Origin of the sequence: Pseudidiomarina woesei (assembly GCF_001418345.1) — a bacterium.
Classification (GTDB): domain Bacteria; phylum Pseudomonadota; class Gammaproteobacteria; order Enterobacterales; family Alteromonadaceae; genus Pseudidiomarina; species Pseudidiomarina woesei.
Window position 1 is genome coordinate 26134 of record NZ_LIPW01000008.1, and the last position, 23913, is coordinate 50046.

20 protein-coding genes and 1 pseudogene are annotated in these 23913 nt (G+C 47.8%); 14 read left to right on the plus strand and 7 right to left on the minus strand.

Annotated elements, in window-relative coordinates:
• Positions 1-58: 58 nt before the first annotated feature.
• A complete protein-coding gene (locus ASC40_RS10240; RefSeq protein WP_082432551.1) occupies positions 59-1036 on the minus strand; it encodes a sensor domain-containing diguanylate cyclase in 978 nt (325 codons plus the stop codon).
• Positions 1033-1839, minus strand: coding sequence for an alpha/beta fold hydrolase (locus ASC40_RS10245; RefSeq protein ID WP_055439719.1), 807 nt, complete (start codon positions 1837-1839; stop codon positions 1033-1035). Before ASC40_RS10245 ends, ASC40_RS10240 begins: the two co-directional genes overlap by 4 nt.
• Positions 1840-2015: 176 nt before the next feature.
• On the opposite strand from ASC40_RS10245, the gene ASC40_RS11890 reads away from it, so the two are divergent.
• The 3 genes from ASC40_RS11890 (at position 2016) to ASC40_RS10255 (ending at position 5143) form a co-directional block, all read left to right on the plus strand.
• Positions 2016-2222, plus strand: coding sequence for a chemotaxis protein CheW (locus ASC40_RS11890; protein WP_245622263.1), 207 nt, complete (start codon positions 2016-2018; stop codon positions 2220-2222).
• The gene (gene greB, locus ASC40_RS10250) at positions 2219-2707 is read left to right on the plus strand and encodes a transcription elongation factor GreB (protein ID WP_055439720.1); all 489 of its coding nucleotides are present in this window, start codon (positions 2219-2221) and stop codon (positions 2705-2707) included. The genes ASC40_RS11890 and greB overlap by 4 nt, the downstream gene beginning before the upstream one ends.
• A gap of 108 nt (positions 2708-2815) precedes the next feature.
• On the plus strand, positions 2816-5143 hold the full coding sequence (locus tag ASC40_RS10255) for a Tex family protein (protein ID WP_055439721.1): 2328 nt from the start codon (positions 2816-2818) through the stop codon (positions 5141-5143).
• A gap of 37 nt (positions 5144-5180) precedes the next feature.
• On the opposite strand, the gene ASC40_RS10260 is transcribed toward ASC40_RS10255, so the two are convergent.
• Together ASC40_RS10260 and ASC40_RS10265 are read right to left on the minus strand one after the other, a co-directional pair.
• Complete coding sequence (locus tag ASC40_RS10260; protein WP_055439722.1) at positions 5181-6098, minus strand: hypothetical protein; 918 nt, start codon at positions 6096-6098, stop codon at positions 5181-5183.
• 364 nt (positions 6099-6462) lie between these two features.
• Entirely contained in the window at positions 6463-7629 is a 1167-nt protein-coding gene (locus ASC40_RS10265; RefSeq protein ID WP_055439723.1) for an acyl-CoA desaturase, read from the minus strand.
• A gap of 198 nt (positions 7630-7827) precedes the next feature.
• On the opposite strand from ASC40_RS10265, the gene fabR reads away from it, so the two are divergent.
• Positions 7828-8448, plus strand: a complete 621-nt coding sequence (fabR, locus tag ASC40_RS10270; protein WP_055439724.1) for an HTH-type transcriptional repressor FabR — start codon at positions 7828-7830, stop codon at positions 8446-8448.
• On the opposite strand, the gene ASC40_RS10275 is transcribed toward fabR, so the two are convergent.
• Positions 8417-10195: an SLC13 family permease gene (locus ASC40_RS10275; RefSeq protein WP_055439725.1), complete on the minus strand. Its 1779-nt coding sequence runs from the start codon at positions 10193-10195 to the stop codon at positions 8417-8419. The genes fabR and ASC40_RS10275 overlap by 32 nt on opposite strands.
• 102 nt (positions 10196-10297) lie before the next feature.
• Here ASC40_RS10275 and ASC40_RS10280 point away from each other — a divergent pair, with 102 nt between their 5' ends.
• The 3 genes and pseudogenes from ASC40_RS10280 to ASC40_RS10290 all read left to right on the plus strand — a co-directional run bounded on the left by ASC40_RS10280 (position 10298) and on the right by ASC40_RS10290 (position 15230).
• The gene (locus ASC40_RS10280) at positions 10298-12310 is read left to right on the plus strand and encodes a S9 family peptidase (RefSeq protein ID WP_055439726.1); all 2013 of its coding nucleotides are present in this window, start codon (positions 10298-10300) and stop codon (positions 12308-12310) included.
• Positions 12311-12329: 19 nt separating this feature from the next.
• Entirely contained in the window at positions 12330-13427 is a 1098-nt protein-coding gene (locus tag ASC40_RS10285; protein ID WP_055439727.1) for a GGDEF domain-containing protein, read from the plus strand.
• Positions 13428-13499: 72 nt separating this feature from the next.
• Positions 13500-15230, plus strand: a pseudogene (locus ASC40_RS10290) (putative bifunctional diguanylate cyclase/phosphodiesterase).
• 30 nt (positions 15231-15260) lie between these two features.
• Here the strand turns inward: ASC40_RS10290 and pckA are convergent.
• Positions 15261-16862 carry a phosphoenolpyruvate carboxykinase (ATP) gene (gene pckA, locus ASC40_RS10300; protein WP_055439730.1) on the minus strand — a complete coding sequence of 534 codons (1602 nt, stop codon included), beginning with the start codon at positions 16860-16862 and terminating at the stop codon, positions 15261-15263.
• 171 nt (positions 16863-17033) lie between these two features.
• Here pckA and ASC40_RS10305 point away from each other — a divergent pair, with 171 nt between their 5' ends.
• The gene (locus tag ASC40_RS10305; RefSeq protein ID WP_055439731.1) at positions 17034-18359 is read left to right on the plus strand and encodes a sodium-dependent transporter; all 1326 of its coding nucleotides are present in this window, start codon (positions 17034-17036) and stop codon (positions 18357-18359) included.
• A gap of 2 nt (positions 18360-18361) precedes the next feature.
• On the opposite strand, the gene coaD is transcribed toward ASC40_RS10305, so the two are convergent.
• Positions 18362-18853 carry a pantetheine-phosphate adenylyltransferase gene (coaD, locus tag ASC40_RS10310; protein ID WP_055439732.1) on the minus strand — a complete coding sequence of 164 codons (492 nt, stop codon included), beginning with the start codon at positions 18851-18853 and terminating at the stop codon, positions 18362-18364.
• A gap of 113 nt (positions 18854-18966) precedes the next feature.
• On the opposite strand from coaD, the gene ASC40_RS10315 reads away from it, so the two are divergent.
• From ASC40_RS10315 to ubiA, 6 genes are read left to right on the plus strand one after another with little or no spacing between them, the layout of a single operon-like run.
• The gene (locus tag ASC40_RS10315; RefSeq protein ID WP_055439733.1) at positions 18967-20160 is read left to right on the plus strand and encodes a glycine C-acetyltransferase; all 1194 of its coding nucleotides are present in this window, start codon (positions 18967-18969) and stop codon (positions 20158-20160) included.
• A gap of 23 nt (positions 20161-20183) precedes the next feature.
• A complete protein-coding gene (gene tdh / locus ASC40_RS10320) occupies positions 20184-21209 on the plus strand; it encodes an L-threonine 3-dehydrogenase (RefSeq protein ID WP_055439734.1) in 1026 nt (341 codons plus the stop codon).
• A gap of 32 nt (positions 21210-21241) precedes the next feature.
• Entirely contained in the window at positions 21242-21565 is a 324-nt protein-coding gene (gene glpE / locus ASC40_RS10325; RefSeq protein WP_055439735.1) for a thiosulfate sulfurtransferase GlpE, read from the plus strand.
• Positions 21566-22423: a rhomboid family intramembrane serine protease gene (locus tag ASC40_RS10330; protein WP_055439736.1), complete on the plus strand. Its 858-nt coding sequence runs from the start codon at positions 21566-21568 to the stop codon at positions 22421-22423.
• A 3-nt stretch (positions 22424-22426) separates the two neighbouring features.
• Positions 22427-23056, plus strand: coding sequence for a chorismate--pyruvate lyase family protein (locus tag ASC40_RS10335; protein ID WP_055439737.1), 630 nt, complete (start codon positions 22427-22429; stop codon positions 23054-23056).
• Entirely contained in the window at positions 23049-23912 is an 864-nt protein-coding gene (gene ubiA / locus ASC40_RS10340; protein ID WP_055439738.1) for a 4-hydroxybenzoate octaprenyltransferase, read from the plus strand. Before ASC40_RS10335 ends, ubiA begins: the two co-directional genes overlap by 8 nt.
• The last annotated feature ends 1 nt before the right edge of the window (position 23913 follow it).

Here is a 23913-nt window from a genome sequence, read left to right on the forward strand (position 1 = left end):
AATGCCACTATAGGGCGAATTAATTTAGTTTACCAACAACGGCTTGTAACGAAAGATTTCAGCCTATTTCGACACAGTTGCGACCTTGCCGCTTAGCTTGATACAAAGCGCGATCAGCACGTTGCATAACTCCCTCGCGGCTATCCTCGTCACGTACCATAGTTACCCCGACACTCATGGTAACAACGCCATGACGCCACCGCGTCGACTCGATTTTCTTACGGATACGCTCAGCGGCAGTTTGCAAGCCTTGCTCATCAACCCCCGGCAGAATAATCGCGAATTCTTCACCGCCTATTCTCGCTGCAGTGTCCACCTCGCGCATCAATTCACGTAGCAGCTTGCCGACTTTACACAGCACCTCATCACCGCAGCTATGGCCATGCAGATCATTAATTTTCTTAAAGTGGTCAATATCAAGTAACATCAGTCCAGCACTATCTCTTTGCCGCTTTTGCAACGTTAATTGATATTCCAACTGTTCTTCAAAGCTGCGGCGGTTGGCAAGTTGGGTCAGCTCATCGGTATGGGCTAGCCGCTGCAATTGCTCATTCAAGCGCAGTAGCTGTGCTTGATTTTCTTCTAACTCTTCTCGCGCTGCCTGTAACGCGTCTGTTGCTTCGCGCTGGGCCATGAGCGCCTGTTCCGCTTCTTTACGTGCTTCAACCAGTTGATCTTCGAAAATAAACCGACGTTGAATTGGCATGAAAGCAAACAAAAAGCTGGTCGCACCCTGGTCACTTTCTAGTTTGCTCGCATTAATTAACACGGGTATGTCGTGACCATCGCGATCACGCAAACGCAAATACATTTCTTCAACTAGACCTTGGTGTTGTAGCAACGGAAACACATGGGTGAGAAAAAACAACTTCCCTGAGCGGGCAAACAACTTATTAATAGGCTGACCAATGAGTTCCTCGCGCTCATAGTTCAATAACTTCAGTAGCATGGTATTAATTTGGGTAATTGTGCTATCACCATGAATAGCGAGTAACCCAACGGGGGCTTGTTCAACCCACGCGTTTTTTTCCATCATAAATTCGCCATTATTGCCTGACTGACTTCTTGCGGTGCGCTAACATGTGGATAGTGCCCTGCGGCATTTAGCTCAACCAGATCGCATTGTGGTATTTGCGTCGCCATGTATTCTATAACACTCACTGGAACAATCACATCTACCGCGCAATACATTAAAGTAACTGGAACGGGTACACGCTCTAAGTATTCCCTGTTGTCCGATAAAAATAGTACTTCTGCGAAGCGGCGCGATATTTCAGGGTTCGAATTTGCGAAGCTTTTACGCAGTTGTTCTGCTAGCTCAGGGCGCTGGCTATTTTCCATCACAATCGGAGCCAAGTAGCCGGCCCACTCAAAGTGATTACGCTCCATCATCGATAATAAATCGATAATGTCTTCACGCTCAAAGCCACCTTCGTAATCGGTATCATTCAGATACTTTGGCGACGGCCCAATAGCAATGATTTGCTTAAATAAATCGGGCCGCTCAATTGCCGCCAACATGCCAATCATACCACTTACCGAATGACCAACGTAATCAATGGCTCCTAGGTTTAACGCCTCAATAACATCAATTAGGTCTTGCACATAGCCGTTAAAGCTAGCGTATTTCTCTTTGTCATAAGCGCCAAAGTCAGAGCGGCCACAACCTACATAATCAAAAGTAATAGGCGCCACATTGTCGGGCAGTTGACTTAAAACTGGCAGCCAAATTAGTTGATCACAGCCAAAGCCGTGACCAAACACGACAGGCCGCCCTTGTGTTTTGTGTACGGTAATACAGTTACGTTGCTTTACGTCTTGATTTACTTGCTGCTGCATAGTTTGCCCGCTCGCTAACGAGTTATAAAAGCTTATAGTTTTAAAGTAGTTAGTTTACGCGTGAGATACCAGTTTTTCTTGTGAATTGACAATTTTAAGCTAAGCTTTAATCATTCTAAAAGCATGATATTCAAAGTCCTCTGCAATTTATTATAAAAGGAACTACATTGATCTCTGTGCTGCCTTTTCATCTCGCTGCGCAACAGTATGCTGTCCCTCTTGAGCACGTTTTACGAGTCGTACCCATGTTACTGCCGACGCAGCTGCCAGGCGCTCCAGGCAATATTGCGGTGGTGGTGTCTATTCAAGGCTATTTCTTGAGTAAGCCCTTACCCTATGATGAATTATCACCGCAATTTGAGAAGTGGCATAAAGCAGTATGAAAACCAATTTAATTAGTCGCTCGGGCTATTTGAAGTTACAGAACGAGCTTGACCATTTGTGGCGCGTAGAGCGCCGCGAAACCACTGAAAAAGTCGCTTGGGCCGCGAGTTTAGGCGACAGAAGTGAGAACGCCGATTACAAATACAATAAGCAGAAACTAAGGCAAATAGACAAACGCATTCGTTTTTTGCGCAAACGACTAGAACAGCTGAAAATCGTTGATTATTCGCCGCAACAAGACGGCAAAGTGTTTTTTGGCGCAACCGTTACCGTAGAAAACCAACAAGGCCTTGAGAAAACCTTCACCATTGCTGGGCCCGACGAGATTTATCAACGCAATGATGTGATTTCGATTGATGCCCCGATGGCCCGCGCTGCGTTGGGCAAGCAGCTTGATGACGAATTTGTCGTCAGCACCCCAACCGGCGCTCAGCTTTGGTTTGTCACGCATATTAGTTACCAACTGACCAAGCCTTCAGCATAGCTAACCGCTTTTTAACGCACAAAAGCGCACATTCGTAAAACGCCCTGATATACTTGAGCCCGTTTTTTTTTAAACCGAACAGAAACTCCAGAACCAAAGAGAGAAGCTATGAGCTCGATTACTCAGCAAATCGCGAACGAGTTAGCGGTCAGTTCGCAGCAAGTAAAAGCTGCTATCGCGCTATTGGACGACGGTGCCACAGTACCTTTTATTGCCCGTTACCGAAAAGAAGTGACCGGTGGTTTAGATGACACCCAATTACGCAACTTAGCCCAGCGTTTAACCTATTTACGCGAGCTTGAAGACCGCCGCGCGGTGATCTTAGCCAGTATTCGCGACCAAGGGAAATTGACAGCCGAGCTTGAGCAGGCGATTACCGCCACTGAGTCAAAAACCGAACTTGAAGACTTGTATTTACCCTACAAACCAAAGCGCCGCACCAAAGGCCAAATTGCCATTGAAGCGGGTTTAGAGCCGCTAGCCGACACGCTATTTAGCAATTTAGATACGGTTCCAGAACATGAAGCTGCTAAGTACATTAACGCTGACGCAGGCTTTGCCGACGAGAAAGCCGTTTTAGATGGCGCGCGCTTTATTCTTATGGAGCGTTTCGCCGAAGATGCTGCATTATTAAAGAAAGTTCGTGATTATTTATGGAATAACGCGAATATTTCTAGTGTGGTCGCCAGCGGAAAAGAAACCGAAGGCGCAAAATATCGCGACTATTTTGAGTTTAGCGAAGCGGTTAAAAAAATACCTTCTCACCGTGCTCTGGCGTTATTCCGTGGCCGCAACGAAGGCATTTTGCAGTTAAAACTTGATGCCGACCCACAACAAGACGACCCGAAAGCCCGTAGTTACGGCGAACAACTCATTGCTGCTCACATAAACTGGCAAGACCAAGGTCGCGCTGCTGACGCTTGGATGCAGCAAACTGTGCAATGGACTTGGCGCATTAAAATTTTGCTACACATGGAAACTGAGCTATTTGGTACCGTGCGTGAACGCGCGGAAACCGACGCCATTCAAATATTTGCCAATAACTTAAAAGATCTGCTTATGGCCGCCCCGGCCGGCGCTAAAGTAACCATGGGTCTTGACCCCGGTGTACGCACCGGTATTAAAGTAGCGGTGGTCGACAACACCGGTAAAGTGCTAGGCACTAATACTGTGTTCCCGTTCCAACCACAAAATCAGGTCGACAAGGCCATGCGCACTCTTGCCGGTATGTGCAAACAACATAAAGTTGAATTGATTTCGATTGGCAACGGCACCTACTCGCGTGAAACCGACAAGCTCGTGGGCGAAATGCTCAAAGCCAACCCTGAGATTAAAGCTAGCAAGGTCATTGTGAATGAAGCCGGGGCCTCGGTGTACTCGGCGTCAGAGCTTGCAGCACAGGAATTTCCAGATCTCGACGTTTCGTTGCGTGGCGCGGTGTCTATTGCGCGACGCCTACAAGACCCGCTGGCCGAATTAGTAAAAATTGAACCGAAGTCTATCGGTGTTGGCCAATACCAGCATGACGTAAGCCAAGCTCAGCTTGCGCAGAGCCTTGATGCTGTGGTGGAAGACTGTGTAAACGCCGTTGGCGTGGACATTAATACCGCCTCGGTTGCTTTGCTTGCGCGCGTGGCAGGTTTAAGCAAAACCTTAGCCCAAAACATTGTTGCGCACCGTGACAGCAACGGCCGTTTTGCTACCCGTCAGCAGCTACTTAAAGTAGCTCGCATGGGGCCTAAGTCATTTGAACAGGCCGCCGGCTTTTTGCGCATTATGAATGGCGAACAGCCACTTGACGCGTCCGCGGTTCACCCTGAAGCATACCCAGTGGTAGAGCACATGGCCGCACAGCACGGCCGCAAGGTGGCTGAGCTTATTGGCGACTCTAGCTTTTTACGCGGTTTAAACGCAGCCGATTTTACCGACGACAAGTTTGGCTTGCCAACGGTGCAAGACATATTGCGCGAACTGGATAAGCCCGGCCGCGACCCGCGCCCTGAGTTTAAAACCGCTAGCTTTAAAGACGGTGTTGACGACATTAAAGATCTGAAACCCGGCATGACGCTTGAAGGTGTGGTGAGCAATGTAGCCGCGTTTGGTGCTTTTGTGGATATTGGCGTGCATCAAGACGGCTTAGTTCACGTTTCTGCGCTAGCCGATAAGTTTGTTAGCGACCCACGTGAAATTGTCAAAGCCGGCGACATTGTGAAAGTGAAGGTTCTTGAAGTGGATGTGCCACGTAAGCGCATTAGCCTAACCATGCGCTTAAGCGATGAGCCTACCGCCGACCCAGCAAAAGTTGCCGGTAGTAAACCGGAAAGCGGCAAAGCCAAAACACCACGTCAAGGTGGTTCCCGTTCAGGTGGCCAGGCGCCGATGAATTCGGCCATGGGTTCAGCGCTCGCTGAAGCCTTTGCCAAGGCCAAGAAGTAAGCACCTGCTTACCGGTTGCGCATTGATGAAATAGGAATCAATGCGCGACTTGTTTTTTTTGTGCATTCATTAAACTCGTCATTAGCTCGACCATGGCCTCACTTTCAATCATGTTAGCAGTGGTTAACGCATTATCCCCAAATTCATTGGTTGCCGCTGGGTTTAACCCCTGATCAACGAGCCAACAAATTGCGTCACCGCGCTCCTTGGCAACGGCCATAATGAATAGGTGACTTTGTTCGGTCTCAGACAAAGAGCCTAGCTTGGTAACTTCTGGCCAAAGCGCTTGAACTTCGGTTAATAACCCCCAAAACAAGCCTTTGCCAACCCGCTCAAGTAACGGAACGGATGCATCGTGCAAGTTCGGCTCAAACGAATACGGTTGCCAAGCGAGATTTTCATCAGCCAACCCTAAGTAAACGGTTTGTTCTTTTATGCTAAACGGAAAATGGCGCAATGATTGATTAGCAAGACCCGTTACCGGGGTTTGCAAACGACCTAGCTTATCCCAAGTCGCGTTGGTACACGGGTCTGAAAATCCGTCGTTGGTCACCACAATAGCGCAGCCAAAATAAGGAGATAGGAAGTCCGTCAGCTGAACTACCGATGTCGTCGTCGCGTTATTTGCAGCAAGCTGACTGTACCAACGTTGTCCGTGCGCAAGAGCAATAGATGCCATACGCGAGTCAAGCAAACTGTTAGCTAATCCTTGGTAGGTTACTTGCGTAGGAAGCCAGTTCGGTTCAAGCACTGGCTCAGCTATAAGCGCATTAAACTCATCAGCGCTGTAATGACACAGCCGCAGAAGTAAAGGCCACTTGGATACCTTGTTGTGACTATAGGTAACGTCTTGGCAGTCGCCTTGTGGTGGCAGTTCTACCGCCTGAATCTCCTGAGTTTTAGCAACTGTCGCGATCCACACAGAAAATACGAGCACCCCAATATTTCGAATCATCAATTACAACTCCTAGCGATGTTGCTTTGTCTTGCTCAATAGTTAATTCACACCAACAACTTTCGAACATCATTGCAAACAGCTTCATTTTGCTCGGCAATCAAACGAAATCTGGCCCGTTAGCTCAATTTTTTTATGGTTGCAGCGGGGACAGTGCTGCGCTCAGACAATTTGTCGCGAGAAAGTTTTGCCCGCTCCGGGCGAGTGCGCAGAAAACGCGCTAATGCTATCTGCACGTCTTTTTCGGCAAGAAGTTGTATTTCATGGCAGCACCAAATGGATAAAACTGTATCCGTTATAGCGTAATATTTACGTTTTTGGATACAGTAATATCTAATTAGGCCTTACCAAGCCTTTTATTATATTAGGCGGCGTTCGGCCCTTGCAGGCTACGAGCCAACATTTGCGAAAACTCACGCTTGTGATGATTGAACGCATTTCGCACGACTTCGGCTTTTTCATGCAATTCAGCAACCGTTGGCACATGCACGTTCTGTGCTAGTGCCTTGGTTTTCATATCAAGCAATTGCTTGCGCACCTGATAGTATTCACGCAACTTGGCAACCAACACATCAAACTCTTCATGTAGCTTCGCCATGGTAGTTTCACACGAAATTTGAGCTTTTTCTGTGGCCTTTTTGAATTGCATTTCAAGGCGTGCTTTTTCAATTTGATAGCCGTTCGTACGTTTCAGGTTACGGGTAAGGCCTAGCCAAGAACACGATCGAATCAGCCATTTCGTTGGGTCAAACTGCCACCAGCGAATACCGTTTCGGTAGTCTGCTGAAAAAATATGATGGTAGTTATGATAGCCTTCGCCAAACGTCAATAAAGCCAGAAAACCATTGTCGCGCGCGGTGTTGCGGTCGGTGTAGGTTTGCTTGCCCCAAATATGGGCCAACGAATTAATGAAAAACGTGGTGTGGTGATTGATCACTAAGCGTGCAAAACCAACCAAAATTACCGCACCCCACACGTCGCCAAGCATTAAGCCAATAGCTACGGGCCAGCCAATGGTGGTGAGCAAGGTTAACAGCAAGTAGTTGCGGTGCTGCCACATCACAATCGGGTCTTTTTGTAGGTCCTTCACGTTATCGTAGTTGCTATAACGTGACGCTTGGTATTCACGCAGCATCCACCCTATATGTGAGTACCAGAACCCACGCTTAGCCGAATACGGGTCTTTGTCGTTATCGTCAACGTGCTTGTGATGTTCGCGGTGGTCAGATGACCAATGCAGTGCGCTGTTTTGTACCGCTAATGCGCCACCGAGCGCGAATAAAATTCGTAGTGACCAATGGGCGTCATAGGTGCGGTGCGCCCACAAACGGTGATAGCCTGCGGTTATTGAAATACCAGCAAAGACAATAGTGCCAAGCAGCGCAGTGATCAGGCCGGCAGAAAAGCCGTGCGTGAACGCATACCAAGGCACACCAATAGCGGCAACTGAAAACGTAATAGCGAACACCAAGGTGTTTAGCCAAATAATCGGGGGTTTTTCAGCGGCTGCTGAGCTTTCGCGTAATGACATATAAATAAACTCAAATTGCTAAGTAAATAATCTTGCTCTTTTTGCATGCCCTGCAATTCAGAGTACAAGTGTTCGCTCAATTTACATGTGACCCGCGCTAGGCGCAAGCACTTTCATGTAAAAAACGATGAATTGCGTGAACAAGCGTTCACTGACATAATTCGTTCGACCACACAGAATAGAAAGAGTTGCTTCAACATGGCTGGTATTCGCGCTGCCCAAAAAGAAAAGACCCGTCGAGCCCTTATTCAAGCGGCCATGAATCAATTGAGCGCTGAGCATGGCTACGCCAGTTTAAGCTTACGCGAAGTGGCGCGCGAAGCAGGTATTGCGCCAACCTCGTTCTATCGTCATTTTCAAAATATGGAAGAACTTGGATTAACACTGGTTGATGAAGGCGGGTTAACCTTGCGCCAGTTGCTGCGTCAGTCGCGTCAGCAAATTGCAAAAGGCGGTTCGATTATTCGTGCGTCAGTCACCACGTTCATGGAGTTTGTCAGTAATAACACCGCGATATTTCGTCTATTGCTGCAAGAAAAGTCAGGCAATTCGCGTGATTTCAGGCTGGCTGTTACCCGCGAAGTTGAGCATTTTACCGCTGAGTTAGTGGATTATTTAGTTGCTGAACAGAAATTTACGCGCGAACTTGCAGAGCTACAAGCTGACGCTATTGTCCGTATTGTTTTTAGTGCAGGCGCCGATGCTCTCGACGCTGATAATAAAGAAAAACAACGTTTAACCGAGCAAACTATTGCCCAGTTACGCATTGTGGCGCGCGGCGCAGAGGCTACGCGGCTAGCGGCCAAAACCCAAGAATAAGCGGCACAGCTGCTGCAATGAGTACAATCGTTAAGGGCAGGCCTAGCTTCCAATAGTCGCCAAATGCATAACCGCCCGGCCCCATAACCAGAATATTTGACTGGTGCCCAATTGGGGTAATAAAAGGTAGTGCTGCCCCTACCGCTACAGCCATTAAGAAGCCGTCTGCAGAAACCCCTAGTGACGAAGCCATATTCAGTGCAATAGGTGCCATGAGCACCGCCGCCGCTGCATTGTTAACAATATTGGACAATACTACGGTAACGACTAACAAAACCGTTAAAGCAACCGCTACTGGCGCATCGTTGCTGATCAATAACGCCCATTCAGCTAGAGTGTGGGCAGCGCCGCTACGTTCTAATGCCCCGCCTAACGGAATGGTTGCACCCAATAAAACAACAATAGGCCAGTCGACGTTCTCATAAAGTTCGCGCAATGGAATAATGTTGCTTAGCACCATAGCCCCCGCGGCGGCCGTAAACGCTACTGGAACTGATAATAGGCCAAGCGCACTGACCAATATGGCCGCGGCAAAGATAGCTAATGGGGTAAACAGTTTCTTTTCCCCGCCAATACGCATGCTACGCTGGGCTAATGGGAAACAGCCGAAACGACGAAACACATCAGTCAGTATTTCAGCGTCGCCCTGCAGCAACAGCACGTCGCCGGGCTTAAAGCGTATATTGGCTAAGTTAGGTTTTACCGGCTGGCCCTGGCGCGCAACTGCAAGTACATTAACCCCAAAGCGATGACGCAGGCGCAAGTCAGCGGCAGAACGGCCAATTAACCTAGAGTCAGGCCCAACAACCCCTTCCACCACTTGCACCTCATCGGAAACTAAGAAGCGGTCAGCAAGCTCTTCGTCAGCGTTTAATTCAAAGCCAGTTGCGTCAATAATTTGTTGTAACGTGTCTGTATCAGCTTCAACAATCAACACGTCCTCTGCTTTGATTCGATAGTAACGAGGGGGCGCAGTGGTTACCGATTTACCTTGTTTAATCGCGACCACCGCAAAATTCTCTTTTATTTTTGACTCTAGTTCATACAAAGTTTGGCCAACAAAACCGGCTGACTCAGGTACCCACAGTTCGGTTATATAAGAACTCATATCGTAGGGCGAGTTTGCTGCATCGCGGCTCTTTGTTTTTGGCACCAACCATTTACTAGTTAACCACATAAACACCAAGCCGATTGCCGCTAAGCTTAAGCCCACTGGGGTGAAGTCAAAAATACCAAAGCTTTCGCCGAAGGACTCATGGCGAATATCTGCAATGATAATATTAGGTGGCGTACCGATCATGGTAATAGTGCCGCCCAGCAATGAGCCAAAGGCCATCGGCATAAGCACTCGCGAGGCATGACCAATACCACTGCGTGACAATTGCAAAGCGACGGGAATCATAATAGCCATGGTGCCGGTATTGCTGATAAACGCCGAGCAAAACGTAGTTACACTCGTTAAGGCAATCATTTGAACCCAAGCTTTATCGCCGGCGCGCTTCATTAAAGAAGCAAGTGCATCAACCACCCCTGAACGCCACATGGCATGGCTAATGACTAACACAGCCGCGACCGTAATAACCGCCGCATTACCGAAGCCAGAAAAAACCTCTTGGGCTGGCACCAAGCCAAAAGCTGCCGCAACCAGTAGGGCAAACATCCCGACTAAATCATAACGCCAGCGGTCCCAAATAAAGAGCGTCAACGCCCCAATTAGAATGCCACCGATGAGTAATTGATCATTCATAGCTTGCCCGTTGCTGAAATGTTGTTAACAGATTGGCTATATTTCGTGGGAAGTCAATAATTTTACTGGTAAACTGGCTTAAATTTATGAGAGGAGCCTAGTATGTTACGCAACTTAATTATCTTGTTAGTTGCCGCAGTGACTGCATTCCCAGTGTTAGCGCGCGATATTACGTTAACCGAAACAGTGACTGTCAAATCGATCAATAGTGTCGCTTTAGCGGCAGATGGTGAGCTGGCCGCTTTTACCCGAGTGGTGCCTCGCACACCTTATATTGATGAAGACGGTAGCTCATATATTGAGCTGCATGTGGCCAATGGTGCCAACCAAAGCGTGCCGTTTATTACCGGCAAAGAGTCGCTAGGCTCTGTTAGCTTTAATGGCCAAACCATTTACTTTTTAGCCAAACGCGGCGAGGCGAAACATACTAGCCTTTATAAAATGTCTACTACGGGTGGTGAAGCGCAGTTGGTATTAAGCCATGACGCCGCAATTAGCAGTTATGCCATTAGCAACGATGGCCGCTACATTGCTTTTCGTGCCCGCGAAAAAGCCGATGAAACCAAGTCAAAACTTGCGAAAAAAGGATTTAAAGCAGAAGTTTATGAAGAGCAGCATGAGTTCACCCATTTATGGCTGTATGACACCCAAAACGCTGATACCGGTGCTGTTAAAATTACTAGCGACACACAAGTATTATCAGTTGCGTTTCGTCCTGCTCATGAGCAACTTTTAGTACGTGTAGCACCAACGGCGTTAGTTGACGACAACTACATGAGTAGCCAATATCAGTTACTCGACTTAAAGGGTAAGCAAGTTTCCGCGTTTGAGTCAGTGGGTAAACTCGGTAAAGCTGAGTTTTCACCTGACGGTCGATACTTGGCGGTGATTGGCGCAGCCGACTACAATGACCCTGCTGACGGTCGTCTATATGTTTACGACACCACCAAAAACAATGAGCGTAAAAACGTACTACCGGATTACTTAGGTCATGTACAGGACATTGCTTGGCGTCGTAATGACGAACTAATTTGGCTTGGTCACCGCGGTACACAAAGTGAAGTACAAGCATTAACCATGCAGTGGTTTGAAAGCCGCGTCATTATGGAACCCAGCAAATTAGTGGCTGTAGATATTGAAGTGACGGCCGGCAAAAGCGATGTATTGGTTCGGGCGCATAGTGCTGAGCACCCTACTGAATTATTCCGTATTAGTGGTGACCGCATTACCCGCGTTACTAACTCGAACCCTTGGTTAGCTGACATTACTATGCCGCGCCAAGAAACCATGCGTTACAAAGCGCGCGACGGCCTAACGCTTGAAGGTATTGTGGTTTACCCAACCGACTACCAAGAAGGCCAACGTTACCCACTCATGATGGTGGTGCACGGTGGACCAGAGGCGCATTACAGCAATGGGTGGCTAGACCGCTACGGCAGCCCAGTAAAATATGCGGCGCAGCAAGGTTATGCCCTATTCTTCCCAAACTACCGCGGCAGTACTGGGCGTGGCGTTGAGTTTTCAAAACTCGGCCAAAATGACTACGCCGGTAAAGAGTTTGATGATCTGGTTGATGCCAAAAAACACCTGGTCGATATTGGCTTAGTTGATAGCGCCAAAGTCGGTATTACTGGCGGTTCATACGGCGGTTTTGCTTCAGCTTGGGCGGCCACCGCGCTAACTGAACATTTTGCCGCGAGCGTTATGTTTGTTGGTATTAGTGACAATATATCGAAGTTCGGTACCACTGATATTGCCAAGGAAATGCACGCGGTGCATGCGCGCAGCTATCCGTGGGAAAAATGGCAATGGTATTTAGAGCGCAGCCCAATTTACCACGCAGAAAAAGCTCGCACACCAATTCTTATAATGCATGGCAAAGAAGATACGCGGGTGCACCCAAGCCAGTCTATGGAGCTATACCGCTATTTAAAAACTCATGGTAATGTACCTGTGCGTTTAGTACTTTACCCTGGTGAAGGGCACGGTAATCGACGCGTTGCCGCCCAGTTGGATTATTCCATGCGTTTAATGCGTTGGATGCAGCACTTCTTAGTTGAAGGTAACAAAGAAGCGCCAGCTCACGAGCTGCCGCATGCCGAGAACTTAAAATAATAATAACGGTAAGTAAAATATGAGTTGGCAAGCTTTGCTTAATAAGGGCTGGTGGGTTATTAACCACCCTTTTGAACGACAAGATCCGCGCTATTGGCGTATTCGATTAATGCAAAGCTTGCTGCTTATATTACAACTGTATTCCGGCATTTTTGTCATTCTTAACCTTACCTTGTTCGGTTATTACACTGTTGCCGTAGCTAACTTAGCCGTTTTTGCAGTTATTTTAGGCATTCAAACCGATCTACGTCGCAACCTCAATCTAGAGCGTAGTGCCAAGTGGCTTACCGGCACGATTATTGTGTTTATGGTTATTTATGTTGCGCTAACCCAGGGCCGAAATTACGCGTTCATTTGGTTAAGTATGGTACCCACCATCGCGTTCTTCTTGCTTGGTATACGCCGCGGCTTAAAAGTTACCGTGCCGTTTTTGCTACTAACCATTGGTTATATTGTTTGGTCTGCTAATGCCTGGCCTAGTTACGCTATTAATCTGCCCGCTTTTTTTAATATCTCGTGTGCTTTATTTGCGGTGCTTACTATTGCTCGGCATTATGAAAAATCCCGTGCTGAAGCTTATGCGTTTTTAGAAGAACGAAATGCAGAATTACAGCGCATAGCCATTACCGATGGGCTGACACAACTACATAACCGCTCGCACCTAGACACTGTACTTGATAACGAAGTGCAGCGGGCCCTGCGCCACAGCACGAAGCTTTCGGTCTTAATTCTAGATACTGATCATTTTAAAGTACTCAATGATAGCTATGGCCACCTTGTCGGTGACCAAGTGCTTATTGAGCTGAGCCAGTTGTTACGCGAGAAAATTCGTGCCACAGACATTTTAGGCCGTTGGGGTGGCGAAGAATTTATGATTATTGCGCCAAATACCGACGCGGAAGGTGCTGTTGAGTTGGCTGAAAAAATTCGAACCGCTACCGCCAAGCACCGATTCACCGATGAACACCTGCACCTAACAATTAGCGTTGGGGTAGCAGAATTCAATCAGCAAGACACGCTTATTTCCATTGTTCGTCGTGCCGATGAAGGGCTCTATCAAGCCAAGCATGACGGCCGTGACTGTACTCGCCTTGGAAAAACTTACACTAAGGTATAATTTACCCCTTGTTACATAAGCTTTACATTAGTATATTCGACTAAACATAGTAAACTAACGTAAAGATGTAGCATGGAAGTTAAACCTCACAATGTCACTGCTCTGAGCTCCCTCGCCCACGAGAAAGCGTTTTTGCTTGAACGTGCGGTAGAATCAAGCATTAACAGTATTGTCATCATTGATGCTCGTGCGCCCGGGCGCCCTCTGGTTTATGCCAATCATTCGTTTTATAAAACAACCGGCTACACGGCCGACGAAGTTTTAGGCCAAAGTTTACACTTTTTACAAGGCGGTCATTCTGATCAAGCCGTGGTGCAAGAAATCATTCACGCACTAGAACACCAGCTTGAATTAAAAACAACGGTACTCAATTATCGCAAAGACGGCACTAGCTATTGGAATGAAGTGCATATATCGCCGGTTCGCGAAGCTAACGGCGAGGTGTCACACTTTATTGGGGTATTGCTTGATATCTCTGACAAGAAATCAGTTGAAGAGCAGCTAACTTATCGCCAAACCCACGACGCCCTAACAGGTTGTTTGAACCGAGATTTCTTTGAGGAGCGGGTTGAGCATGACTTGTTGCTTGCACAACGCCAACAGCAAATGCTGGTTCTTTATTATATTGATATAGATAAGTTTAAAGCGGTCAATGACGCACTCGGTTTGGCTGGCGGTGACGAATTATTGCAGCAAATAGCTGAACGCATAAACCAGTTGCTTGACCCGGGCGACACCCTGGCACGCTTAGCCGCCGACGAGTTCGCCCTGCTGGTGCCGGAGGTTGCTAACGCCGAGGAAGCACAGCGTATTTTGCTGCGCCTGCAAGGTGTATTTAAACAGCCATTTACTATAGGCAAACACGCGTTAAGTATTACTTCTAGCATTGGTATTGCCGCCTACGAGCCCTTGCGCAAGTTAACCCTAGTGCCTGAAGCTCGCACCTTAATTCAGCATGGTGACATGGCCATGTATCAAGCCAAACAAAATGGTCGCAATACCGCGCATTGGTTTTCACAGGACATTTCACAGCAACTTAGCGCCAAGTTACTGTTGCGGCAAGAGCTTCACGACGCGCTTGAGAAACAGCAACTTGAACTGTATTACCAACCTATATTGTGCGCGGAAAATCAAACCGTATGTGCTGTCGAGAGCCTTATTCGCTGGCATCACCCAATACGCGGCATGGTATCACCCGCTGAATTCATTCCGCTTGCTGAAGAGTCTGGGCAAATTGTGGCGATGGGAAGCTGGGTGCTGGAACAAGCCTGTCATGATATTACCCAAATGAACAAGCTACGAAGCAAAGAAATTTCGGTGGCCGTCAACATTTCACCGGTGCAATTTATTCAACCAAACTTTCTGCACACCGTGCGCGACATTATGCAGCGAACTGGCGTTAAGCCGTCACACCTTGAGTTGGAAATTACCGAGAGTGTGCTGATGGCGGACGAGGAGCGTGCTATCGATACTATTCACACATTGGACAGTATGGGAATTAAAGTCTCGCTTGATGACTTCGGAACTGGCTAATCAAGTTTGGCTTATCTGCGGTTTTTACCGGTGCACAAAATAAAAATAGACCGTAGTTTCGTGCGAGAGATAGCTCACAGCAAGCGTGACAGCGCCATTTTGGCCGGTATTATAGCGTTAGCACACCAGCTTGATCTGACGGTGGTTGCCGAAGGGGTGGAAGAGCCGGTGCAAGCGAAACTATTGCGTGAAGCCGACTGTGACTTGTTGCAGGGCTTTTTATACGCAAAACCGCAGCCACTTGCGCAACTGCGGTTTGATTACAATTAACGTTAAAATTAACGCTTAAGCCTGTGTTCTTTAAAGCTGCGGGCCAGCTGCAACTAAAGCTTTACCTTCGTCGTTATCGGTGAACTTCTCAAAGTTCGCCACAAAACGGTTAGCAAGGTCTTGTGCTTTCACGTCCCAGTCACCTTTATCGGCATAGGTGTTGCGAGGGTCTAGAATGTGTTGCTCTTCAACGCCTGCTAATGCACTTGGCATAGCGAGATTGAAATATGGCAACTGCACAAATTCTGCGTCTTCAATGCTACCGTCTAAAATTGAGTCAATAATAGCGCGGGTTGCTTGAATTGAAATACGCTTGCCAGTGCCGTTCCAACCGGTATTCACCAAGTAGGCTTCTGCACCCGCAGCTTCCATTCGCTTCACCAGCACTTCTGCATACTGAGTCGGATGCAAAGTTAAGAACGCAGCACCAAAACAGCTTGAGAAGGTAGGCGTTGGCTCAGTAATGCCACGTTCGGTGCCGGCTAGCTTGGCAGTAAAACCTGACAAGAAGTAGTACTCAGTTTGTTCTTTGGTTAATTTCGATACCGGTGGCAACACACCAAATGCGTCTGCAGTTAAGAAAATAACTTTCTTCGCATGGCCGGCTTTCGATACTGGCTTAACGATGTTATCGATGTGATAAATCGGGTATGAAACGCGCGTATTTTCAGTTTTTGAGCCGTCGTTGAAATCAACCACGCCATTGTCACCTACGGTTACGTTTTCTAACAATGCGTCGCGACGAATGGCGTTATAGATGTCTGGCTCTGCTTCAGCTGACAAATTGATTGTTTTTGCGTAACAACCGCCTTCGAAATTGAATACACCGTCGTCGTCCCAACCGTGTTCATCATCACCAATTAACTGACGCTTAGGGTCCGTTGATAACGTCGTTTTACCGGTACCTGACAAACCAAAGAAAATGGCAACGTCACCGTCTTTACCAACGTTGGCAGAACAATGCATTGACGCAATACCTTGCAACGGCAAGTAGTAGTTCATGATTGAGAACATACCCTTTTTCATTTCACCGCCGTACCAGGTTCCGCCAATCAGTTGAATACGCTCGGTTAAGTTAAAGGCAACAAAGTTCTCAGAGTTTAATCCGTGTTCTTGCCACTTGTGGTTGATGCATTTTGCACCGTTCATAACCACGAAGTCAGGGGTGAAGTTTTCTAACTCTTCTGCTGACGGACGAATAAACATGTTTTTCACGAAGTGCGCTTGCCATGCAACTTCTGTGATAAAACGCACCGATAAACGAGTGTCTTCGTTGGCACCACAATAAGTATCAACTACAAACAAACGTTTGCCAGATAATTGCGTGGTAACCGTGTCTTTTAAGTCAGCCCAAATTTCTGGGGTAATGGCTTTATTGTCATTTTTGCCTTGGTCTGCCCACCACAACGTGTCTTTAGTGACGTCGTCGCGTACGATATACTTATCTTTCGGTGAGCGACCCGTAAAGATACCTGTATCAACAGCAACGGCGCCTAAGTCGGTGACAACGCCTTTTTCAAAGCCTTGTAGATCAGCACGTGTTTCTTCTTCAAATAATTGTTCATAGGAAGGATTATGGACAACTTCAGTGACGTCTGTGATGCCGTAACGGCCAAGATCCAGATCAGTCATGTGGCGGACTCCTGCGGGTCTGGTTTGAGCAAAATTATCGAAAAGTAAATGTGGGCGCGATTCTAACGTGAAATGGGCAAAAATGGTAGTCTTATGGATGTTATACAGGCTAGAATGCCTGCTTTTAACGGCTAATTTCTGCCGAAATTCAAACTCATAATTGGTTATTTTATGCGCGACAGCTTTCACACCCGAATTGGATTTATTCTTGCCGCTGCCGGTTCAGCTATCGGGTTGGGTAATATTTGGGGTTTTCCTAGCCAAGCCGCAAACCACGGCGGCGCTGCATTTTTATTGGTCTACTTGGCTGTAGTGGTCATTCTCGCGGTGCCAGCTTTGTACACCGAACTCAGCCTTGGCCATGCGGCGCAAGCAAACCCCGTAAAAGCCCTGTCATCATTAAGCCAAACAAACGCGCCTGTTACTGCCGCTAGCGGTAAAACCATGGGTTATTTGAACGTCATCGGTGCCATTCTTATGCTCAGCTTCTACCATTTGGTCGCGGCATGGATGGTGGCGGAGGGGCTTACTTTTCTGCTTACTGCACTAAGTTTTGATAGTTTGGCGCAATGGACACAAACAAGCTCTATGTTACGCGATATTATTTTGCTTTTAGTCTTTGTGTCGCTAACTTTTGGCATTGTTATCAAAGGGGTTCAGAATGGTATTGAGCGTTGGTCACGGCGTCTCATGCCGTTATTGGTGGTGTTGCTGATTGGACTAATTGTCTACATTGCCACGCTACCTGGTGCCAGTGATGGTTTTCGCGCCTATTTAGTGCCTGATTTTAATGCCATGCTCAGTGCTGACTTACTTGTTTCAGCTATGGGACAAGCATTTTTCTCGCTGTCTATCGGTCTTGGCGGCATGATGATCTACGGTAGTTATTTGAAAAAAGGAACACGCTTAGGCCGTTTAACATGGAGCGTAGCCGCTCTTGATACACTCGTTGCCTTTTTGGCTGGTTTACTCATTATTCCTGCATTGTATGTCGCCATGGCACAAGGCCTGTCGGTCACAGAGGGTGAGCAACTTATTGGCGAGGGCCGCTTAATTTTCCAAGTACTGCCGGACTTATTTGATCGCCTCGGCAGTACGGGCGCATGGTTAGGGTTTGGCTTTTTCGCATTGTTAAGTATTGCCGCGCTAACGTCCACCATCGCAACCGCCGAGGTGCCCATTGCTTATGCCATTGAAACGCATCCTGTGAATCGCCGCCGAGCAGCACTAATCGTTGCTGCTATCATTAGTTTCATTGGGCTTGCCCTAGTCGTGTTCTTCGACCCATTGTTTAACTGGGTGGTTACTTACGTGACGCAGTTTCAATTACCTTTGTCTGGGCTATTTTACTTTATCGTCATTGGTTGGCTGTGGCGGCGCAGTAATCGGCTTCGTGAGTTAGCTCGTACAGAACTTCGCTATCGCTTGTTATTCTGGCACTTACGTGTGGTTTGCCCGCTGCTGTTGGCATGGGTTTTTGTTGACGTTGCGCTGTAACATTACAGCGCTTTTGCGTGTACTTTTGCGGCCAACGCCTCGGCCACGCGAGCGCTCGTAAACTGGCGTACATCGCCATGATGAATGGCGACTTCTTTCACCAAAGTTGACGAAATAAAAGAGTTTTCTTCGGACGGTGTCAAAAACACGCTTTCCAGCTCTGGAAACAGCCGGCGATTCATGTTCGCCAACTGAAATTCATATTCAAAGTCAGATACTGCGCGCAAGCCTCGAATAAGCACTGTCGCCTGATATTCTTTGGCAAAGTCGACCAACAAGCCACTAAAGCCGACAACCGTAACGTTGGGCAGGTGCGACACTACATGTCGCACCAATTCAACCCGCTCGTCTAACGAAAACATCGGCTTTTTGCTTGGACTATTGGCTACGCCCACAATCACTTCGCTAAACAGGTTGGCTGCACGCGCGATTAAGTCAGCATGACCATTGGTGATTGGGTCAAAGGTGCCAGGATAAATTGCCCGTTGATGCATGAAATTTCTCCAGCGTTATAAATGAGGATGCCAAGCGCCCTGCTGATCAGGTAAACTATGGGGTATTCGATAACATTATGGTTCACCCGTAACGTCAACGCACGGAGAATTACATGAAGCAAGATTTTTATCAACAGCTTGAAACCCAGCTAGACGAGCTGCAAGCAGAAGGCTTATACAAAAACGAACGAATTATTTTAGGCGACCAAGACGCTGAAATTGAAGTAGGCAATGGTGAGTCTGTACTAAACTTTTGTGCCAATAACTATTTAGGTTTAGCCAACAATGCTGAGCTAATTCAAGCAGCCAAAAAAGGCCTTGATGAGCACGGTTTTGGTACTGCTTCCGTGCGTTTTATTTGTGGCACGCAGAACATTCACAAGACACTTGAAGCCAAACTCAGCGAGTTTTTAGGTACCGAAGACACGATTTTGTATTCATCGTGCTTCGATGCCAACGGCGGTCTATTCGAAACCTTAATGGGCCCTGAAGACGCCATTATTAGTGACGAGCTAAACCATGCCTCTATTATTGATGGTATTCGCTTAAGCAAGTCTAAGCGGTATCGTTACAAAAACAACGACATGGCCGACTTAGAAGCGCAGCTTAAACAAGCCAAAGCAGACGGCGCGCGTAACATTCTCATTGCTACCGACGGCGTATTCTCGATGGACGGTGTTATTGCCAACTTGAATGGCATTTGCGACCTTGCCGACGAGTATGGCGCGTTAGTCATGATGGACGACTGTCACGCAACAGGTTTCTTGGGTGAAAACGGCAAAGGCACGCACGAGTATTGCAAGGTGATGGGCCGTGTCGACATTATTACCGGTACTTTAGGGAAAGCGTTAGGCGGCGCGTCAGGCGGTTATACCTCAGGCAAAAAATGTGTCATTGACTGGCTACGTCAGCGCTCGCGCCCATACTTGTTTTCAAACTCGGTCGCCCCAGCTATTGTGCAAGCGTCTATTCGGGTGCTTGAAATGCTTGAAAATGGGCACGAGCTACGCGCCAAACTTTGGGATAACGCAAATTACTTCCGTACCCAAATGACCGCGGCAGGCTTTACCCTGAGTGGCGCTGATCACGCCATTATTCCAGTGATGATTGGCGATGCTAAATTGGCCTCAGAAATGGCTGACCGCATGCTCAAAGAAGGCATTTACGTTGTTGGTTTCTCATTCCCTGTGGTGCCGCGTGGCAAAGCGCGTATTCGTACCCAAATGTCAGCTGCCCATACACGTGAACAACTTGACCGTGCCATTGACGCCTTTACCCGCATTGGTAAAGACTTGGGCATTATTTAACACCGTCACTAAAGGTATAAACGATGAAAGCTTTAGCCAAATTACATGCGCAGCCGGGCATTTGGATGACTGACGTTGAAAAACCTGAGTACGGTTACAACGACTTGCTCATTCGTATTAAAAAAACTGCTATTTGTGGCACCGACGTACACATTTATAAGTGGGACGAGTGGTCACAAAAAACCATTCCGGTCCCCATGGTCGTCGGACACGAATATGTCGGTGTGGTTGAAGCCATGGGCGAAGGCGTACGCGGCTTTAGTACTGGCGACCGCGTATCTGGTGAAGGCCACATTACTTGCGGCCATTGCCGTAACTGCCGCGCTGGGCGCCGTCATTTGTGCCGTAACACCGTTGGCGTAGGCGTTAACCGCCCAGGCGCGTTCGCTGAATACTTAGTTATTCCGGCGGAAAACGCATTCAAATTACCAGATGACATTAGCGATGACTTAGCCGCTATTTTTGACCCATTTGGTAACGCTGTGCATACCGCGTTAGCCTTCGACTTAGTGGGCGAAGACGTGTTGATCACTGGCGCGGGCCCCATTGGTATTATGGCCGCCGCGGTAGCTCGCCACGTTGGTGCACGTCACGTGGTCATTACCGACGTAAACGAATATCGCCTTGATTTGGCGAAGAAAATGGGTGCAACTCGCGCTGTTGATGTCAGCAAAGAAAACTTGAAAGACGTCATGAACGAGCTTGGCATGAAAGAAGGCTTCGACGTTGGTCTTGAAATGTCTGGTGTGCCCTCGGCATTTGCACAAATGCTGGAAACCATGAACCATGGCGGCAAAATTGCCATGCTCGGTATTCCGCCACAAAGCGTAGCCATTGATTGGAACCAAGTGATTTTCAAAGGCCTTACTATTAAAGGCATTTACGGTCGCGAAATGTTCGAAACCTGGTACAAAATGGCAAGCTTGCTGCAGTCAGGTCTGGATTTGTCACCAATTTTGACGCACAGCATGTCTGTTGATGACTTCCAAGAGGGCTTTGACATTATGACCTCTGGTCAATCAGGTAAAGTCGTTTTAGACTGGACTTAGTCTGCGCCAATACAGAAAATTAGGAAGTAACCATGGCTGAATTTAAACGAATTAATGTGACCACCGCGCATCAAATGTGGCAGCAAGGAAATACACGATTTGTTGACATTCGCGACGAACGCTCTTTTGCTGCTGCACACATACCTGGTTCACAGCGCTTAACCGATGCCAATTTACAAGACTTCCTGAATGCTCTTGATGACGACCACCCAGTGGTGGTCGTTTGCTATCACGGCAATAGCAGCCAAGGCGCTGCGCAATACTTAGTGAATCAAGGCGTTGAAGATACCAGTAGCCTTGACGGCGGCATGACCGCTTGGGCACAACAATTTCCAGAGGCAGTGGAGCGCGGTTAAATGCAAAAATTACTGACCACCCGTGATGCTGACATGATGGCGAACCTGTATCGTTACCTACAGCAAAACGGCGTGCCAGTAACTGTTAGCGAGCAAGGTAATCAGCTTGAATTATGGTTAACGGTTTCGAGCTACCACGCGCACGCAAAGGCACTTATTCAAGCCTTTAAAGACAACCCTGAGGTTGCCAATCAAGCCTCTAACAATGCAGTTAACTCAGCAGCAGATTCTGCTAGCACAGCAGACAACAATAGCTTTACCCCTTCTATTTTGTCGATAATGCTGCGCCAAGCAGGTTGGTTCACGGCCTTATATGCGGCCGTTGTTGTGGTCGTTTTTCTTGGCTTAATGACACCTTTAGCCGAAGGTATTTTAGGCGCTCTACTGTTTAACCCGAATGACTTTGAAAGCTTACCTTGGGCGCAACCGTGGCGATTTATCAGCCCAGCCTTACTGCATTTCAGTGTGCTGCATATTCTCTTTAACGTGTTTTGGTGGTGGTATTTAGGCGGACGCTTTGAGCGTTACTATGGCACTAAGTGGTTAGTTTTGGCGTTTGCAGTATGCGCAATAGCCTCAAATACATCGCAATTTATAGAAAGCGGCCCTTATTTTGGTGGCCTTTCTGGAGTAGTTTATGGCCTATTTGGTATTGCTAGTGTCGTTGGTTGGAAAAACCCTCGACACCCATTGTTTCTTCCAAACGGCTTAATTATTTTTATGCTCGCATGGTTGGTGCTTGGTTATACGGGACTGCTGTGGGTCAACATCGCCAATACTGCCCATACAGCTGGGCTGGTTTCCGGTTTGATTATTGGCGTTGCTATTCGGTTTTTAACCCAATACGGTCGTCGGTAGTACATGCGTTTTTCTGAGTTACAACAACTCGAGTTCCCTATCGTCAGTCAGGGCCATCAGGCCGACTGGCAGCCAGCGCTTGAACAGCACTTGCCGAACAGTTCACTGCTGACTCAATGGCTGCTTGATCCCGACTCTCTTACCGCGAAATTAAAACGTCATTGCCAACACTTTTCGGTTGAGGTGCTCGGCCAGCGACCAGGAATTATTCGCCCGGACGAAGCTAAATGGTTAACCGAAAGTGCAGACCAGGAGCAAGCCAACGCCACCATTCGCGAAGTTATTTTATGCTGCGACGGCAAGCCCTGGGTATTTGCGCGTAGTGTTTTTCCTCAAAGCGCCCTTGATACAGCAGCACTGAAACTGGGCCAACTTGGGAACAAGCCGCTAGGTGCTCATTTGTTTGCACAGCCTGACCTGCAGCGCTCACGCATTGAAGTATCAACATTTTCCGCGCAGTCACGCATTGGTGCCCTTCACCAATGTTTAGGTTATCCGGCGCATTCGTTGTGGGGGCGACGCAGCTGTTTTACGGCTGCCGGTCAACGCGTATTGGTTGCCGAGGTCTTTATTGGCGAGTCTATTCCCGCGCAAATAGCGGCCACACTTATACAGGACAATACCCATGATTAACATTGGACAGTTTATCAGTGCTTGTTGGCGTTTAATGCGCGCAGATCGGCCCATTGGTAGCTTGTTACTTGGCTGGCCTACCCTGGTGGCCTTACTTATTGCTGGCAATGGGCACCCACCGCTGCGTACAGTGGTGCTATTTATGCTAGGGGTATTTGTCATGCGCTCGGCCGGTTGCGTCATTAATGACTATGCCGACCGCCATATTGATGGCCATGTTAGCCGCACTAAACTACGTCCGCTAGCAACCGGTGAGCTGAAACCTTGGCATGCACTCGCGCTGTTTGCATTATTGTTGCTGATTGCATTGATGATTGTACTGCAGTTCAATCAAGCCACCATTTTATTGAGTATTGCCGCGGCGGCAGTTGCCACCTTATACCCGTTTTGCAAACGTTTTACGCAGTTACCCCAAGTTGTGCTCGGGGTGGCATTTAGCTTCGGTGTGCTTATGCCATTTACGGCACTTGATCAAGGCTTACCACTGGTGGCGTGGATTTTATTTGCTGCCAATATTGCTTGGACAGTGGCCTACGACACTGAATATGCCATGGCTGATCGCGCCGATGACGTAAAGATCGGTGTAAAATCTACCGCAATATTATTTGCTGGCCATGACAAATTTGCCATTGCGCTACTACAAATAGCTACGTTGGCTTTATTGGCTTGGTTAGGTTACGAGTTGCTATTTGGATTCGTTTATTGGGTAGGGCTAGCCGTGATTATTGGCATGTTTTTATGGCAGCACTATCTGATATGGTACCGCGAGCCACAACGCTGCTTTCAAGCCTTTTTGCACAACAACAACGTGGGCTGGGTTTTAGCCCTCGTTGTTGCTGCACATTATTGGTTTTAGC